This window comes from Streptomyces sp. NPDC008313 (assembly GCF_042956125.1).
In the GTDB taxonomy this organism is placed as follows: Bacteria; Actinomycetota; Actinomycetes; order Streptomycetales; family Streptomycetaceae; genus Streptomyces.
In genome coordinates, this window is record NZ_JBIBFR010000006.1 from 13,312 (window position 1) to 28,095 (window position 14,784).

The 14,784-nt window shown below is 74.4% G+C and carries 14 protein-coding genes and 2 pseudogenes; 3 read left to right on the plus strand and 13 right to left on the minus strand.

From position 1 onward, the window contains the following. Window positions 1-114: 114 nt before the first annotated feature. The 11 genes from ACFY93_RS09845 to ACFY93_RS09895 form a co-directional block, all read right to left on the minus strand. The gene (locus tag ACFY93_RS09845; protein WP_391355553.1) at window positions 115-900 is read right to left on the minus strand and encodes a mycofactocin-coupled SDR family oxidoreductase; all 786 of its coding nucleotides are present in this window, start codon (window positions 898-900) and stop codon (window positions 115-117) included. Further along, a complete protein-coding gene (locus ACFY93_RS09850; protein ID WP_391355555.1) occupies window positions 897-1,751 on the minus strand; it encodes a mycofactocin-associated electron transfer flavoprotein beta subunit in 855 nt (284 codons plus the stop codon). Before ACFY93_RS09850 ends, ACFY93_RS09845 begins: the two co-directional genes overlap by 4 nt. Continuing rightward, window positions 1,748-2,044, minus strand: a complete 297-nt coding sequence (locus ACFY93_RS09855; RefSeq protein ID WP_391355558.1) for a 4Fe-4S dicluster domain-containing protein — start codon at window positions 2,042-2,044, stop codon at window positions 1,748-1,750. Before ACFY93_RS09855 ends, ACFY93_RS09850 begins: the two co-directional genes overlap by 4 nt. Beyond that, on the minus strand, window positions 2,041-3,351 hold the full coding sequence (locus tag ACFY93_RS09860) for an FAD-dependent oxidoreductase (RefSeq protein WP_391355560.1): 1,311 nt from the start codon (window positions 3,349-3,351) through the stop codon (window positions 2,041-2,043). Before ACFY93_RS09860 ends, ACFY93_RS09855 begins: the two co-directional genes overlap by 4 nt. Beyond that, window positions 3,344-4,276: a mycofactocin-associated electron transfer flavoprotein alpha subunit gene (locus ACFY93_RS09865; protein ID WP_391355562.1), complete on the minus strand. Its 933-nt coding sequence runs from the start codon at window positions 4,274-4,276 to the stop codon at window positions 3,344-3,346. Before ACFY93_RS09865 ends, ACFY93_RS09860 begins: the two co-directional genes overlap by 8 nt. Further along, the gene (locus ACFY93_RS09870) at window positions 4,273-6,228 is read right to left on the minus strand and encodes a mycofactocin system FadH/OYE family oxidoreductase 2 (RefSeq protein ID WP_391355565.1); all 1,956 of its coding nucleotides are present in this window, start codon (window positions 6,226-6,228) and stop codon (window positions 4,273-4,275) included. Before ACFY93_RS09870 ends, ACFY93_RS09865 begins: the two co-directional genes overlap by 4 nt. Then, entirely contained in the window at window positions 6,225-8,213 is a 1,989-nt protein-coding gene (locus ACFY93_RS09875) for a mycofactocin system FadH/OYE family oxidoreductase 1 (protein WP_391355567.1), read from the minus strand. Before ACFY93_RS09875 ends, ACFY93_RS09870 begins: the two co-directional genes overlap by 4 nt. Then, a complete protein-coding gene (mftC, locus tag ACFY93_RS09880; RefSeq protein ID WP_391355569.1) occupies window positions 8,210-9,430 on the minus strand; it encodes a mycofactocin radical SAM maturase in 1,221 nt (406 codons plus the stop codon). The genes ACFY93_RS09875 and mftC overlap by 4 nt, the downstream gene beginning before the upstream one ends. A gap of 31 nt (window positions 9,431-9,461) precedes the next feature. After that, window positions 9,462-9,725: a mycofactocin biosynthesis chaperone MftB gene (mftB, locus tag ACFY93_RS09885; RefSeq protein WP_391355573.1), complete on the minus strand. Its 264-nt coding sequence runs from the start codon at window positions 9,723-9,725 to the stop codon at window positions 9,462-9,464. A gap of 232 nt (window positions 9,726-9,957) precedes the next feature. After that, window positions 9,958-10,098 carry a mycofactocin precursor MftA gene (mftA, locus tag ACFY93_RS09890; protein WP_391355575.1) on the minus strand — a complete coding sequence of 47 codons (141 nt, stop codon included), beginning with the start codon at window positions 10,096-10,098 and terminating at the stop codon, window positions 9,958-9,960. Between the two features lie 128 nt (window positions 10,099-10,226). Beyond that, on the minus strand, window positions 10,227-11,324 hold the full coding sequence (locus tag ACFY93_RS09895; RefSeq protein ID WP_391355578.1) for a fatty acid desaturase: 1,098 nt from the start codon (window positions 11,322-11,324) through the stop codon (window positions 10,227-10,229). A gap of 1,009 nt (window positions 11,325-12,333) precedes the next feature. On the opposite strand from ACFY93_RS09895, the gene ACFY93_RS09900 reads away from it, so the two are divergent. Continuing rightward, a complete protein-coding gene (locus ACFY93_RS09900; RefSeq protein ID WP_391355581.1) occupies window positions 12,334-13,116 on the plus strand; it encodes a DUF4097 family beta strand repeat-containing protein in 783 nt (260 codons plus the stop codon). A gap of 63 nt (window positions 13,117-13,179) precedes the next feature. Here the strand turns inward: ACFY93_RS09900 and ACFY93_RS09905 are convergent. After that, window positions 13,180-13,764, minus strand: a pseudogene (locus ACFY93_RS09905) (dienelactone hydrolase family protein); the annotation flags it as partial. 72 nt (window positions 13,765-13,836) lie between these two features. Beyond that, window positions 13,837-14,085, minus strand: a pseudogene (locus tag ACFY93_RS09910) (carbohydrate ABC transporter permease); the annotation flags it as partial. Between ACFY93_RS09910 and ACFY93_RS09915 the strand changes: the two are divergent. Both ACFY93_RS09915 and tgmA read left to right on the plus strand, forming a co-directional pair. Beyond that, window positions 14,060-14,200 carry a hypothetical protein gene (locus tag ACFY93_RS09915; protein WP_391356250.1) on the plus strand — a complete coding sequence of 47 codons (141 nt, stop codon included), beginning with the start codon at window positions 14,060-14,062 and terminating at the stop codon, window positions 14,198-14,200. The pseudogene ACFY93_RS09910 and the gene ACFY93_RS09915 sit on opposite strands and share 26 nt — an antisense overlap. 378 nt (window positions 14,201-14,578) lie before the next feature. Next, complete coding sequence (gene tgmA, locus ACFY93_RS09920; RefSeq protein ID WP_391355583.1) at window positions 14,579-14,770, plus strand: putative ATP-grasp-modified RiPP; 192 nt, start codon at window positions 14,579-14,581, stop codon at window positions 14,768-14,770. Window positions 14,771-14,784: the final 14 nt, after the last annotated feature.

Consider the following 14,784-nt stretch of genomic DNA (forward strand, 5'->3'; position numbering starts at 1 on the left):
TCTGTCGCGTCGCCTCGGCGCGCGCCTCCGTCCGTCCCGGCACGGGACGCGCGCCCTCCTGTCCCCGCGCGCAGGCGCTCATGCCGCTCACGCCGTTGACCCCGTTCACGCTTGTCACGCGGTGAACCCCCCGTCCGCGTGCACCACCGTCCCGGTCAGCGCGGACGACTCCTCGCCGCACAGCCAGCACACCGCGGCGGCGACCTCCTCGGGGCGCAGCAGCCGCCCCACCGGCTGGTGCCGGGCGAACTCCTCGACGTCCGTGAGCCCGTAGAGCGCCGCGCTCGCGTCGAGCATGCCGGTGCGGGTCGAGCCCGGCGAGACGGCGGTCGCCGTGATCCCGGTGTCCCGCAGATCGGCGGCCAGCCCCCGGACCAGGCCCACCACGGCGTGTTTGGCGGCGCCGTACCCGGCCAGCCGCCACAGTCCCCGGTGGGCCGCGGCCGACGCCAGCGCGACGAACCGGCCGGACCGGGGCCGCGGCCGGCGCAGCAGCGCGGGGACCCCGGCGCGGGCGAGGTTCGCCACGCCACGTACGCCGATGCCGAACAGCGCCTCCCACTCGTCGTCGCCGCTCTCCCACAGGGGGCGCCCTCCGGCGATCACCGCGGCGGCGGCAACCGCCGCGTCCAGGCCGCCGAACTCCCGTTCCGCGAGGGCGACGGCGGCCGACAGCGCGCCGGCGTCCCGTACGTCGGCCACGACGTCCAGGACCGCGCCGGGCCACGCGGCGGCGAGCGCCGCCAACTGCTCCCGGGTGCCCAGCGGATAGCCCGCCTCGGGCAGATCCGCGCAGACGTCGACCGCGACCACCCGCCAGCCCTCGTGCGCCAGCCGGCCGACGACCGCCGCCCCGATGCCGCGGGCCGCACCGGTCACCACCGCCACACGAGGGCTCACGGAGCCTCTTTCGGCAGATAGCCGCCCGAGCGCAGGAAGGCGAGGAGTTCATCGACGGCCTCGGCCGGGTCCGCCGAGGTCACCACCCGCGGCGGCGTCCGCGGCACGAACGCCCCGCTCAGCGCGAGCATCCGCTCGCGCGGCGTGCCGGGGCCCGGCCCGGGCAGAGCCTTGGGGCGCGGACGGTAGGGCCGTACGGAGACCGTGCGGACCCGCTCGGAGGAGGTGGGCGGATCCACCGTCACCACCGGGACGGCGGCGGTGCGCGCGGCGAGCACGGCGGGCAGCGCCGCCCGTCGCAGCCGTACGTCCGTCGCCTCGACGGAGCAGACGGCGGGCAGCGGGACGCACAGCCGCTCGCGCCGTCCCCCGTCGAGCCTGCGCAGCGCCCGCACACCGCCGTCTGCGGCCTCCAGCTCCAGCAGTCCCAGGGCCTGCGACGCGCCGAGCCGGGCCGCCAGGAAGGCGGGCGTGGACCCGGTCCCGCGGTCGGCCGAACGGTCCCCGCACACCACCAGGTCCGGCGGCCCGTGACGCCGCGTCAGCGCCTCGTGCAGGGTGCGGGCGGTGGCCGCGGCGTCGTGGTCGGGGCCCTCGGCGCGCACCACCTCGTGCGCGCCCGCTGCCAGCGCCTCGCGCAGCAGGACGTCGCAGTCCGCCGGGCCGACCGTGACGGCGACACAGCACCCGCCCAGCGCCCCGGCCAGCCTCAGCGCGTGTTCCAGCGCGCACAGATCGGCCGCGCTCGCCGTGGCCGCGCGGCCGTCGCGCGTCACGGCGCCCGTCAGCGGGTCCACCGCCGCCCGGGGATCGGTGCGGCGCAGCGCCGCCGCCACCAGCACGCCGCTCACCCGCGACGGAAGACGACGCCGTGCCCGCCGTCGGGGTAGGTCCAGGTGATCGCGCCCTCGGCGTCGCACACCTGGTAGCAGGTGCCGCACTCGAAGCACTGCTCGTAGTTGAACAGGATGCCGCCGTCCGACGTCGGCACGAACAGCTTCGCCGGGCAGGCGTGGACGCACGCACGGGTGGTGCAGGAACGGCACACCGCCGTGTCCACGCTGATGTGGGCCCGTTCGGAGAGCCGGAAGTCCACCGTGGCCATCCGGTCCTCGAAGGCGATGTCGCGGTACTCGGCACTCATCCGAACGATCTCCATCCCGTCAGCGCGTCGGACATCAGGTGGCGCAGCCGCACCCCGTGCGCGGAGGCGGTACGGCGCAGCAGGCGGCCGAGCCCCGGTTTGGGCCTGGGGTTGTCCACCTGGAAGAAGCCCTCGGCCAGATCGCACAGCAGTCCCGGGTAACGGCGCTGCGTCCGCTCGGAGAACACCAGGCCGGGGACCCGGCGCAGCTTGCGGTGGTCCGCGAGGACGAACGAGTCCTCCAGCATCCGCCGGTACGGGGCCAGCCCCTTGCGGGAGGTGTCACCGCGGCCGACCGCGGCGGCGGCGGCCCGGCCCGCGTACATCCCGGCGCCCAGCGCGAAGTTGACGCCCTCCAGCCACACCCCGGCCGCCAGGCACATCGCCGCCGCGTCCCCGGCCACCAGGATCCCGTCGCCGACGAGTTCCGGCATGGTGTCGTGACCGCCCTCGGGCAGCAGGTGCGCCGAGTACTCCTTCAGCTCCGCGCCGCGCACCAGGGGTTCGACCGCCGGGTGCGCCTTGAGACCGGCGAGCAGTTCCTCGGGGCGGACACCGGAGTCCGCGAGTCCCTTCAGGCCGACGACCACGCCGACACTGAGCGAGTCGAGGTTGGTGTACAGGAAGCCGCCGCCGGGGATGCCGCGGGTGCAGCCGAGGATCTCCAGGTCCAGGCCGTCCCGGCCGCGCAGCGCGAACCGCTCCTCGATCACCTCGCGGGGCAGCGCCAGCGTCTCCTTCACCCCGAGCGAGGTGTGCCGTGCCGTGTCCCGGCCCGAGAACAGCCCGGCCTCCTTGGCGAGGAAGGAGTTGACGCCGTCGCAGGCGATCACCACACGGGCGGTGAGGTCCCCGTCGGGGCGGTCCGTGCGGACCCCGGTCACCGCGCCCCGCGCGTCCCGCAGCAGGCCCGTGGCGACGGTGGACGTGACGAGGACGGCGCCCGCCTCCTCGGCGAGCCCGGCCAGCCACGCGTCCAGATCGGCCCGCAGGGCGGTGGCACCGTTGTACGGGGGGCGGCCCCAGGCCTGGGAGCGGACGTCCACGGTGACCGCCTGCTCCTCGGTCATCACCATCGTCGAGCGGCGGGTGACCCACCGCTGCACGGGCATGTCCTCCCACCATCCCGGCACCAGTTCGTCCAGGACCCTGCCGTACACGACACCGCCGTACACGTTCTTCGACCCGGGGTGGGGTCCGCGCTCCAGCAGGGCCACGGACCGTCCGGCCCGCGCGGCGGCCAGGGCGGCGGCCGACCCGGCGGGCCCCGCCCCGACGACGACCACGTCGAACATCGGTTCAGTCATCGTCGGCCTCCAGCCGCCGGGCGAGTTCGGCCAGGACGGCCGGGGCGTCGGCCACGATGCCCAGGTCGGCCATCGCGGTCATCGGGCAGTGCGGGTCCGTGTTCACGCTCACCACGTGCCGGGGCCTGCCCAGGCCTCCGGTGTGCTGGGCCGCGCCGGAGACACCGAACGCGACGTAGAGGTCGGGATCGACGGCCACGCCGGTGGTCCCGATCTGCCGGTCGTGGCCCAGCCATCCCTGGTCGGTGACGACCCGCGTCGCGCCGACCGCGGCCCCCAGGGCCCGGCCGACGCGGGCCAGCAGGGCGACACCGCCGGCGCCGCCGAGACCGGCACCGGCTCCGAGCACCCGGGACGCCTCCGCCAGCTCGGCGGCTCCCGGCGCGGGATCCGCCACCTCCGACGTCCGCGCCCTGGCAGGCGGGGGCCGCCAGCCGGGACCGAGTTCCCGGATCTCCGGCACACCGTCCAGCGGCTCCACCCCGCGTACGCCGGGCAGCAGGGTCGCCACGAAGGGCCCGTCGACGGCCAGTTCGACCAGCAGGCGGCCGTCCTGGCGCAGCACCTCCGCGCCGCACCGGGTCACCGTGACGGCTCCGTCCAGCAGCGGCCGGTCCAGCGCCGCGGCGAGCCGGGGCGCGAGGTCCCTGCCGTCCGGCGAGGCCGGCAGGAGCACCGAGCGCACGTCGGCCAGTACGGGCGCGAGCGCCTCGGCCAGCACTCCCGGGTCCGGGAGCGTCGACTCGGCGGCCCACACCGTACGGGCCGTGCTGAGCCGCGCGCAGGCCTCCTCGACGCCCTCGCCGACCAGGAGCGCGGCGGCCCCCGCCTCGGCGACGGCCTCGTCGGCGCCCAGGGGCAGTTCTCCGCCGCGCACCACCACCACCGCGACCGCGTCCCGCGTGGACGGCGTCGGGCCGCTCACAGGGCCGCCGCCACACGGTCGCCCTCGATGACCGCGGCGTGCGCGCGGCGCGGAGCCAGGCAGTCACCGACCCGGTGCACCTCGAAGGGCGCTCCCTTCAGCGCCTGCCACAGGCCGTCCTCGGGCGTCTGGTGCACGGCGCACACCACCCAGTCGTGGCGGGCACCGGTCATGACGCCCGTGGTGTGCGTGAGCAGTTCCACGACCACGACCTCACCGTCCTCCTCGGTTCCGGCGCCGACGACGACCTGGTCCGTGGCGAACGTGATGCCCTTCGCGGCCGCCCGGGCGAGGAACGTCTCCATGTCGAGGGTGATCCCCAGGTCCTGGCCGACGACCATGCCGGGCGTGCAGATCCGCACCCGGCAGCCCCGGTCGGCCAGCAACTCCGCCACCGAGGTGGCCTGGTGGAACCCCAGCTCGTCCACGACCAGGACGTCACCGGTGGGACGGGCCCGGCCCTCGAGCACGTCGCGTACGTCCACCACGCGCGCGAGACCACCGGCCCAGTGCGGCGGCTGGGGGCGCGCCCCCGTCGCCAGGACCACCGCGTCCGGGCGCTCGGCCCGCAGCAGCTCACCGGTCGCCTCGACACCGGTGCGGACCTCGACGCCGAGGCGCCGGCACTCCGCCAGCAGATTGCGCACCAGGTCCGAGAACTCGGCGCGTCCGGGCGCGCTCGCCGCCGCCGTCACCTGGCCCCCGGTCGCCCCGGCACGCTCGTACAGCGTCACGCGGTGACCGCGCCGAGCCGCCGTCGCGGCGGCCTGCAGACCGGCCGGCCCGCCACCTGCCACCAGCACCCGGCGGGTGCCGAGACGGGGTGGCGGCAGCGGCACCGACTCGTGACCGGCGCGCGGGTTCTCGACGCAGCCCAGCCGGTGCCCCAGGCCCATCCGGCCGACGCACTCCTGGTTGCACGACAGGCAGGTGCGGATGTCCGACGTCCGCCCGGCCCGGGCCTTGGCGAGGAAGTCGGGGTCGGCGATCTGCCCGCGCACCACACCCACCAGGTCGCAGTGGCCCTCGGCCAGCGCCCGCTCGGCCTGGACCGGGTCCTTGATCCGTCCCACGCCGACCACCGGCAGCCGCACCGCCCGGCGGATCGCGTTGGAGATGAACAGCGCGTACCCGGGGCGCACCGCCATCGACGCCTCGATCATGTACAGGGTCGAGGTGGCCACGCCGATCGAGGTGTTGATGTAGTCGACCTTCCCGGTCGCCTCCACCATCCGGGCCACCTCGACGGCCTCGTCGATGGTGGTGCCGTCCTCGATCAGCTCGTCGCCGCACAGCCGCACACCCAGCGCCCGGCCGGGTCCGAGGGTCTCGCGGACCGCGTCGATGATCTCCCGCAGCAGGCGCGCCCGGTTCTCCAGCGAACCTCCGTAGGCGTCGGTGCGCAGATTGGTGGCGGGGGAGAGGAAGCCCCGGACCAGGGACGAGTGCGAGCACTGCAGCTCCACGCCGTCGAAGCCGCCCTCGGCGCAGTGCCCGGCGACGGTGGCGTACCCGGCGACGATCTCGGCGATCTCCGCGAGGTCGACCGCCTTCGGGACCTCCCGGAACAGCGGGTCCGGAACCGGCGAGGGGGCCCACACCGGCCGGCGCGAGTACATGCCCGACGCCTGGCCGCCGTTGTGGTTCAGCTGGGCCAGCACCGGCACCCCGTGCGCGTGCACCGCCTCGGTGATGCGCCGGTACCCGGGCACCACGGCGGGACGGAAGCCGTGGATCAGCTTCTCGTACGGCCAGTCCGTGGGGTGCGTCGAGTGCTCCTCGGTGATGACCAGGCCGGCGCCACCGGCCGCGCGTGCCGCGTAGTAGGCCGCGTGCCGTCCGGTGGGCAGACCGTCCTCGGCGTAATTCGTCAGATGGGCGGAGAACACCACGCGGTTGGCGAGCACAAGGGGGCCGACGCGCAGCGGCGAGAAGAGGTGACGGTACGTCATGACGTGTTCCACTCCGCCCGCTTGGCCTCGGCGGCGAGCACCAGGGCGGCCCGCCGCCCCTCCAGCACGGCCTCGTGCACCGTCCGGGGCGCCACGCAGTCCCCGGCCCGCGCGGTGCCGGGACGGGCCAGGAACAGCGTCTCGTCGGCGAGCCGGTGACCGCAGTGGACGACGGCCGCGCACGCGATGCCGTGCCGCCGGCCGGTCATCACGTCCTCCACGACCAGTTCACCGGGCCCGACCGCGCGCGGCACGGCACGCTTCACCGCCGTCACCCCGGCGCGCTGCAGCCGGGCGTTGGCGTCCGCGAGGTCGCCGGTCAGCGCCAGCTGGGTGCCGACCACCTGGTCCTGCGTCACGATGCTGGTCTTCCGGCCACTCGCCGCCAGCTGCTCGGCGACCCCCGCACCGACCGCGTCGCCCACCGGGTCGAGGACGGCCACCGGCCCCGCCGGCAGTACCTCGTCCGCCCCGCGGACCAGCAGATCCGTCACGTCGACGACCGGCGCCGCCTCCTTCGCCGCGGCGGCCGAGTAGCGGCGCGGGCCGGGGACGGACCCGGTGGCCAGCAGGACCGTACGGCCGGCCGCCCGGGCGGAGTCCAAATCCCGCGCCGTGATCTCGCTGCCCGTCGTCACCGTCACTCCGAGGCGCAGCAGCTCCGCCTCCCACCAGTCGGCCAGCCCGGCCAGAGCCGACCTGCCGCCCACCGCCGAGGCCGTCCGCAGCATGCCGCCGAGCCGGCCGGCGCGCTCCGCCACCTCGACCCGGTGGCCACGCCCGGCCAGCACCCGGGCGGCCTCCATCCCGGCGGGACCGCCGCCGACGACCAGCGCGTCCAGCGGGACCGGGTCGGTGCCCTCGACCGGCGGGTCCTGTGTCTCATGGCCACTGCGCGGCTCAGCGACGCAGCTCACGACCGGGTTGCGGCTGTCCCGCACCCGGCACTTCTGGTTGCACAGCACGCACGGGCGGACGCGCGCCCCCTCGCCGGCCCGCCACAGCGCGACCAGCCGGGGATCGGCGATCTGCGCCCGCGTCATCTCCACCAGGTCCGCGACACCGTCGTCCAGCGCCCACTCCGCCTGCCCCGGGTCCACCACCGAACCCTGCAGCACCACACGCGTGGCACCGGCCACAGCCGTACGGACCGACCGGCACAGGCCGATGTTGAAACCGGGTTCGGTGTGCAGGTCCGGCCTGGTGGCCGAGGTGTTCATCGCCGAACCGCGCACCACCACCAGGTAGTCCACGCGCCCCGCGAGACCGGCCGCCACCTCCAGGGCCCGCTCGGGGGTGATCCCCGCCCAGGGCGCCAACTCGTCGCAGCACAGCCGCAGACCGAGCACCCGGCCGTCGCCGAGCGCGCCGCGCACCGCGTCCAGCACCGTGCGCAGCAGCCGTACCCGGTCCTCGCCGAAGGCGTCGTCCCGCAGGTTCGTCAGCCCGGACAGGAACTGCCGGAGCAGGCTGAACTGGCCCGCGTCGACCTCGACCCCGTCCAGGTCCGCCGCCGTGGCCGCCCCGGCCGCCGCCGCGAAGCCGTCCACCAGCCGCTCGATCTCCGGGGACTCCATCTCCATCGGCATCTCCCGGGTCACCACGTCCGCGACCCGGGACGGCGCCCACAGCGCGGACCGGGCGTACGCCGACGACCCCTGCGACCCCGAGTGCCCCAGCCCGGCCACCACGAGCGCGCCGTGCGGCCTGCACGCCTCGACGACGGCCCGCCAGCCCGCCGGGCACGCCGCCGCCAGCGGCGCGCGCTCGTAGGGCCAGTCCGAGTCGTCGACGCTCGCCGTCTCCGTGACGATCAGTCCGGCGCCGCCGGCCGCGCGGCGCTCGTAGTAGGCGACGTGCCGGGGCGACAGCGCGCGCCCGGCACCCAGGTTGGTCTCGTGCGGCCCGAACATCACCCGGCTCGCGGCGGTGCGGCCCGCGAGGGCCAGAGGCTCGGTGAGGGCCGGGGGCCCGGCGAGCGTCATGACAGGCCGCCCGCCGGGCGCGGCGGCCGGAAACCGCTGAGCGGGTTCGCGTCGCACGCCCGGTCCACGGGTACCTCGGCGGGCGGGCCCCAGCCGATCGCCACCGGCACCGGCGCGGACACCGGCCGGGAGCGGTGCGAGTGGTCCGCACCGGGCCGGGGCACCGCACCGGGCGCCACCGCGGCCAGCGCGAACTCGCCCTGCCCGCGCACGCATTCGGGGTCCGGGCCGTCCAGCGGGAGCCCGGTGAAGAACTTCGCCGCCATGCACCCGCCCCGGCACGCGTCGTACGCCGAGCACGAGGCGCACGCCCCGGCGCTCTGCGGCCCGCGCAGCTCGGCGAAGAGCGGTGACGAGCGCCACACCTCGGAGAACCCGCCCGGGGAACGGACGTTGCCCGCCAGGAACTCCTCGTGGATCGCGAAGGGACAGGCGTACACGTCGCCCACCGGGTCGATCAGGCACACCACCCGGCCCGCCCCGCACAGGTTCAGTCCCGGCAGCGCGGCCGGACCCAGCGCGTTGAGGTGGAAGAAGGAGTCGCCGGTCAGTACGGAGTCGCCGTGCGCCACGAGCCAGTCGTAGAGCGCCCGTTGCTGGTCGGCGCCGGGATGCAGGCTGTCCCACACGTCGGCGCCGCGTCCCGAGGGGCGCAGCCGCGTCAGCCGCAGCTGCGCCCCGAACTCGTCGGCCAGGGCCGCGAAGTCGTCGAGCTGACCGGCGTTCTGCCGGGTCACCACCACGCTGATCTTGAAGCCGGAGAACCCGGCGTCGGCCAGCCGCCGCATCGCCGTGGTCGCCGTGACGTACGAACCCGCGCCGCGCACCGCGTCGTTGACCTCGGCGGTGGCGCCGTCCAGGGAGATCTGCACGTCGACGTAGTCGCTCGCGGCGAGCCGGCGGGCCCGGTCCTCGGTGATCCGGACGCCGTTCGTGGAGAACTTCACGCCGACCTGGTGGTCCGTCGCGTAGTCGACGAGTTCCCAGAAATCCGGACGGACGGTGGGCTCACCGCCGCCGATGTTCACGTAGAACACCTGCATGCGCCGCAACTCGTCGATGACCGCCCGGCATTCGGCCGTGTCCAGCTCACGGGGGTCGCGCCGGCCCGAGGAGGACAGGCAGTGCACGCAGGAGAGGTTGCAGGCGTAGGTGAGTTCCCACGTCAGGCAGATCGGCGCGTCCAGTCCTCGCGACATGTGCTCGACGAGTTTCATGCGGTCCTCTCCGAGTGCGCCGGGAGCCGGCTCAACGGGGTTCGATGGTCCCTGCGCCGGCCAGCCCGGCCAGGGCCCGGAGGTACGTCTCGCGCCGGCCCGGCGGCACACCCGCGCCCGCCACCGCGGCATGCACGTCCTCGTGCTGCTCCAGCGTGCGTACGACGTGGAAGAGTTCGGTGGTCTTCAGGAAGGACAGCTGCCGCGTGCCGAAGTGGTAGACCAGCGCGCCGAAGGGCTCGGGGCGCAACGCCACCTGGGGCGAACAGCGGTAGGGCCGCCCGGGGTCGAACACGACGGTTCCTCTCGGAGACGGACGGACGGACGGTCGGACCGGAGACGGACGGCCCGGACACGGACGGCCCGGTGACGGACCCGGCCAAGGACAGACCCGTGACGGACGGCCGGGACACGGACGGCCCTCGACGGGTGCGCACCGGGCGAGACCTCGGCGGGTGAACGGCCGTCGGCACGTGTCGCGCGCGGCGGACAGGCCGAAGGGGCCTGCCGATCGGGGTGAGCCCCGGTCAGTAGACCCCGCACATGCCGTCGATGGAGACCTCCTCGACCAGCAGTTCCTCCTCGACCTCCACCACCCCGGCGCCGGTGGCCGCCACGGCCTGCGTGGCGCCGGTGGCCATCTCGTGGGTCTGCTCGGCCTCGGACACGGGAACTCCCTGACTCGGACGACGGACGGCGGGGTTGCTGAACCGCCGACCACGCTAATCGCGTTCCCGTGACCGCAGAAGGCGCGCCGACCCCTATGTTCCCGGTCCCGTCCGAGGTAGGGGTGTGCCTACGGCCGCCGCTGCCGGAGGGGCGCCCCGACCCGGTGCATGTGGGTGAGCGCCTCCCGGTAGGACTGGATCAGGCCGGTCTCGTGGTACGGGACGCCGATCTCGGCGCAGTAGCCACGGACGACGACCTGGGCGCGCCGCAGATGGGCGGTGGGCATGCTGGGGAACAGATGATGCTCGATCTGGTAGTTGAGGCCGCCGAGCATGATGTCGGTCAGCGGACCGCCGCGCACGTTGCGGGAGGTGAGGACCTGACGCCGCAGGAAGTCGGGGCGCTCGTCCCCGGTGAGCGTGGGCATGCCCTTGTGGTTCGGGGCGAACGTCGAACCGAGGTACACGCCGAACAGCGCCTGGTGCAGGAAGAGGAACGCCACCGCCTTGCCGGGGGAGAGCACCAGGAAGAGCGCGGCGAGGTAGACCGCGATGTGGGTGAACAGGAGCGTGCCCTCGAGGACCCGGTTCTTCGTCGACGGGGAACGCAGCGCCCGCACGCTGGAGACATGGAGGTTGAAGCCCTCCAGCGTCAGCAGCGGGAAGAACAGGTAGGCCTGGCGACGGCCCAGGAACCGTGCCACGCCGCGGGCGTTGCGGGCCTGCTCGCTCGACCAGACCAGGAGGTCGGGGGCGACGTCGGGGTCCAGCTCCTCATGGTTGGGGTTGGCGTGGTGGCGGGTGTGCTTGTTCATCCACCAGCCGTAGCTCATGCCGATGCCCAGGTTGCCGACCAGCCGGCCGACGATGTCGCTCGGCCGGCGGCGCCGGAAGACCTGGCGGTGGGCGATGTCGTGGGTCGCGAGCGCGATCTGGCCGAAGACCACGGCGAGGAACGCGGCGACCGCCAGCTGCCACCAGCTGTCACCGACCATGAAGAACGCGACCCCGCCCGCGGCCAGGAGTGCCGTCACCAGACCGAAGCGCAACGTGTAGTAGCCGGGCCGGCGGCGCAGCAGGCCCGCGCCGTTGACGCGTTGGGCGAGCCGGGCGAAGTCGCTGCCCGCGCCACCGGTGCGGGCAGCGCCGCTCTCGACGGTGCGCGGCCGTACGGGGGCGGCCTCGGTCACGGGACGGGTGTCCGTGGGGATCGTATGGATCGTCATACTGCCGAGTCTGCGGATCCGGGTGCCCGCGTGGCAGCCTGCTGGCTACCCGGTCCGCCCTGGTGCTGACCCTCGCGGCCCCGGGGGGGCTGGCACCACCCCTACGCCTTGGACCTGCGCCTTTGACCGTCTTTGACGCCTGTGGGCAGCCCGCATGACCCCACCCCGGGCCCCCTACGGCACTTCGACGAGCCGCCCCCGGGAGGGGCGCGGCGCACCCATGCGCGAGCCCTCGCGGCGGTGTTCCGCCCGCGGCCGGTAACCGACGTTCCGTGATCGCGTACCGGGTACATTCATCGGCGTACCGGACGTCACGTCCTCACGTCCGCAGCCGCTTCGGCGACGAGGGAGATTCCGTTGCGCGTCGCGCGAGAGCTGACCGTGCACGGTGCCGTACGTCCGCCGGGAGCCCGAGGATTACGAGGGCACCCCTACGCCGCCGGGGGCCACAGCCGTCCGGCCCGGGTCGGGCAGGGGTGCGTCGGGGTGTCCGGCTCCCTCACCGCCGCCCTAGCCTGGGGCGATGTCGATGACATCCCCGACGGTGGTCGGCGACGAGGTGCCATGGTGACCGGACGTCCGCCGCTGCCCCCGGCGGCGGTGAAGGGCCCGGGTGAGTGTCCGTCACCCGCGGGCCCGTCCGGCGCGGTACACCCTCCGGCCGCCCGACTGCCGCTGCCGAGCGCCAGGTTCGACGCCGTACGGTCCTGCGCGAGGACCGCGCTGGCCCGCTTGTGGATGTACCACCTCCCCGCCCCGCCCCCCGGTCCCGGCGGGCCGGGCACGGCCGCAGCCGCTGCCTCACCGGCCGGCGCGCACCGGCCCGACGAGCAGTGGAACGACCTCGTGGGCAGCGCCAAGGAAAGCGTCAGCCGGACCTGGCTCCCGCTGGTCGGAACCATGATCGGCCTCTACGACACCGTGGTGCGCGCAGGACCGGGAACGGACGGTGCCGCACTTCCCACCGACGCGGATCCGTTCCCCCGCTCTCACGTGAGGTAATGGTGTGATGTACGAATTCACGGCGAACGGCCCGGCCACCGCCCAGGTCCGTGTCCCCGGCGGTCACTGCTCCGTCCGGGCCGGTCAGGGCCCGGGCGTCGGGGTCCGGGTGGCGCCCGCGGCGTCGTGGCGCTCCGGTGACCGCAAGGCCGCCGAGAACACGGCGGTGGCGTTCGAGGGCGGGGTGCTCACCGTGACGACCGACCGGGGCAGCGTTCTGTCGAAGCCGAGGGTCCGGGTGGAGGTCGTGCTCCCGCCGGGCTCGGCGGTGGAGTTCGACTCCGACGCCGCCGACCTGGAGGTGCACGGTCCCGTCGCCGCGCTGACCGCCGACAGCGAGTCCGGCGGCGTGAAGGCCGACCAGGTCACCGGTGACGTACGGCTCGACCTCTCTTCCGGGGACGCCGTGCTGGGCAAGGTCGGCGGATGCGTCACGTTCGTCACCAGCTCCGGGGCCGTGCGGGTGGACCATGTCGCGGGGAGGGTCGCCGGGACGTCGTCCAGCGGCGATCTGCGGTTCGGCGTCGCGGAGGGCGACGTCCTGGTGAAGACGAACTCCGGGGACGTGCGCATCGCCACGGCCTGCGGCGGCACGGTCAGTGCCACCACGTCGTCAGGGGACGTCACCATCGGCGTCGAGGAGGGTGTCGGCGTCCGCCCGAGCCTGAGCACCAACAGCGGCGACCGCCGGGGCGAGCTCGTCGAGGGTGCCCGCGCGGGAGCCTCGGGCGTGGAAGTGAGCCTGGACGTCAAGACGTCGAGCGGGGACATCACCCTGCGCCGGGCCTGACGCACCGGCACCCGTCCGGGCCCGCCCCGCACGTCCGCGGGGGCGGGCCCGGTCCGGCGGCGCTCAGCCCAGTCCGTCGAGGAAGCCGAGGACGCGCCGGGTGAGGAGCGCGGTGGCGTCCGGGTCGTGGCCGGGCAGCGCGGCATCGGCGAACAGATGACCCCTGCCCGGGTAGAGGAACAGCTCGGCGGCGGGAGCGGAGGCGACGAGCGCACGGGCCGCTTCGAGATCGCCGTCGCCGACGAAGACCTCGTCGCCGTCCATGCCGTGGATCTGCGCCGGGACCGAAGCGGGCCAGGTCACGCCGAACTCCGTCACCGGCAGGCACCCCGAGATCAGCACGGCGCCCCGCACGCCCGGCCGGGTCTGGGCGAGTTTCTGCGCCGGCAGGACACCGAGCGAGAACCCGACGAGGACGAGCCCGCCGTCCAGCTCCCGCGCGGCGGCCTCACCGCGCTCGGTGATCGTCCCGAACCCGGTCCTGCCCGCGTACGCCGCTCCCTCCTCCAGACTGTCGAAGACATGCCCCTCGTAGAGGTCGGGGGTGTGCACCGTGTGGCTGGCCCGGCCGAGCGCGTCGGCGAACTCCACGATCCCCCGGGTGCGCCCCTGAACGTGGTGGAAGAGCAGTACCTCGGCCATCCGAACCTCTTTCGTCGTGCGGTGCCCGGCCGGCCCGCGGCCCCGATCATGCCCGGAGCCACTGACAACCCGCCCCCGCTACTGGCCTCCCAGCCCCGTGGTGGCCACGGACTTGACGATCTGCCGCTGGAAGAACAGGAAGACGACGACCAGGGGCAGTGCGGCCAGGACGGCGGAGGCCATGGTCTGCGCGTACTGGAGGCCGTAGGCGTTCTTCACGGAGGTGATGCCGACGGGCAGCGTCATCAGGGCCGGGTCGGAGGTGGAGACGAACGGCCACAGGTAGTTGTTCCAGGCGCCGATGAAGACGAAGATCGCGACGGCGGCCCGTGCCGCCGTCGATCTGCTGCTCGACCGCATCGAGCGCCCGGACGTGGGCACCTCGTCGGCGGAGCACGTCGTCGGCCACCGGCTGATCGTGCGGGAGAACTCCGGGGGATGAGGGTCCCGGGGGACGGGCCGCCGGCCCCGTCACTCGCCGGAGCTGCCGTGCGCCATGAGGGACCCGCCCGCCGGCGCACCGCCGACCCGGCGGGATCCGGACAGCCGCGTCACGCCTGACGTGACGTCACAGGCGGGACAGGGTGTCGGCCGAGACGCCGTCCCCGGCGTTTCGGCCACCTGTCCGTCACCGCCCGGACACCCTCCGGCAGGCGTCGGAAAGGGCGAATGGCCGAACTTCCCGTGATCACGCAGCGTGAGGCAACCATCCAGTCGTTCGATTCGTATAACTCCGTGGAAGCCAAGTCGTCCGATGGGGGATGGTGATGCCGGAGCGTCACCGCCCGCCCGTCCGGGCGGCCCCGAACGAGGAGAACCGATGCGACTGTTCGCGCTCAACTATGCTCGCCCCATGGAGCAGTTGGAGGTCAGCGCTCCGTACGCCTATGACTCCGGTCTGCAGTTGAACGTCCTCCCGGGTGGTCGCCTCGCCGCCCATGACTACGCCCTGTTGCGGGAGTTGGGGGCCACGACCTCCACCGCGGGCTCGAAGACCCACTTCGACGACTGAACGCGGATCCGTGA

Excerpts from the sequence above, each read along its gene's own strand:
- ACFY93_RS09855 (WP_391355558.1), bottom strand. The coding sequence starts at position 2,044 with ATGAGTGCCGAGTACCGCGACATCGCCTTCGAGGACCGGATGGCCACG.
- ACFY93_RS09860 (WP_391355560.1), bottom strand. The coding sequence starts at position 3,351 with ATGACTGAACCGATGTTCGACGTGGTCGTCGTCGGGGCGGGGCCCGCC.
- ACFY93_RS09870 (WP_391355565.1), bottom strand. The coding sequence starts at position 6,228 with ATGACGTACCGTCACCTCTTCTCGCCGCTGCGCGTCGGCCCCCTTGTG.
- ACFY93_RS09875 (WP_391355567.1), bottom strand. The coding sequence starts at position 8,213 with ATGACGCTCGCCGGGCCCCCGGCCCTCACCGAGCCTCTGGCCCTCGCG.
- mftC (WP_391355569.1), bottom strand. The coding sequence starts at position 9,430 with ATGAAACTCGTCGAGCACATGTCGCGAGGACTGGACGCGCCGATCTGC.
- ACFY93_RS09895 (WP_391355578.1), bottom strand. The coding sequence starts at position 11,324 with ATGACGATCCATACGATCCCCACGGACACCCGTCCCGTGACCGAGGCC.
- ACFY93_RS09900 (WP_391355581.1), top strand. The coding sequence starts at position 12,334 with ATGTACGAATTCACGGCGAACGGCCCGGCCACCGCCCAGGTCCGTGTC.
- ACFY93_RS09915 (WP_391356250.1), top strand. The coding sequence starts at position 14,060 with ATGAAGACGAAGATCGCGACGGCGGCCCGTGCCGCCGTCGATCTGCTG.
- tgmA (WP_391355583.1), top strand. The coding sequence starts at position 14,579 with ATGCGACTGTTCGCGCTCAACTATGCTCGCCCCATGGAGCAGTTGGAG.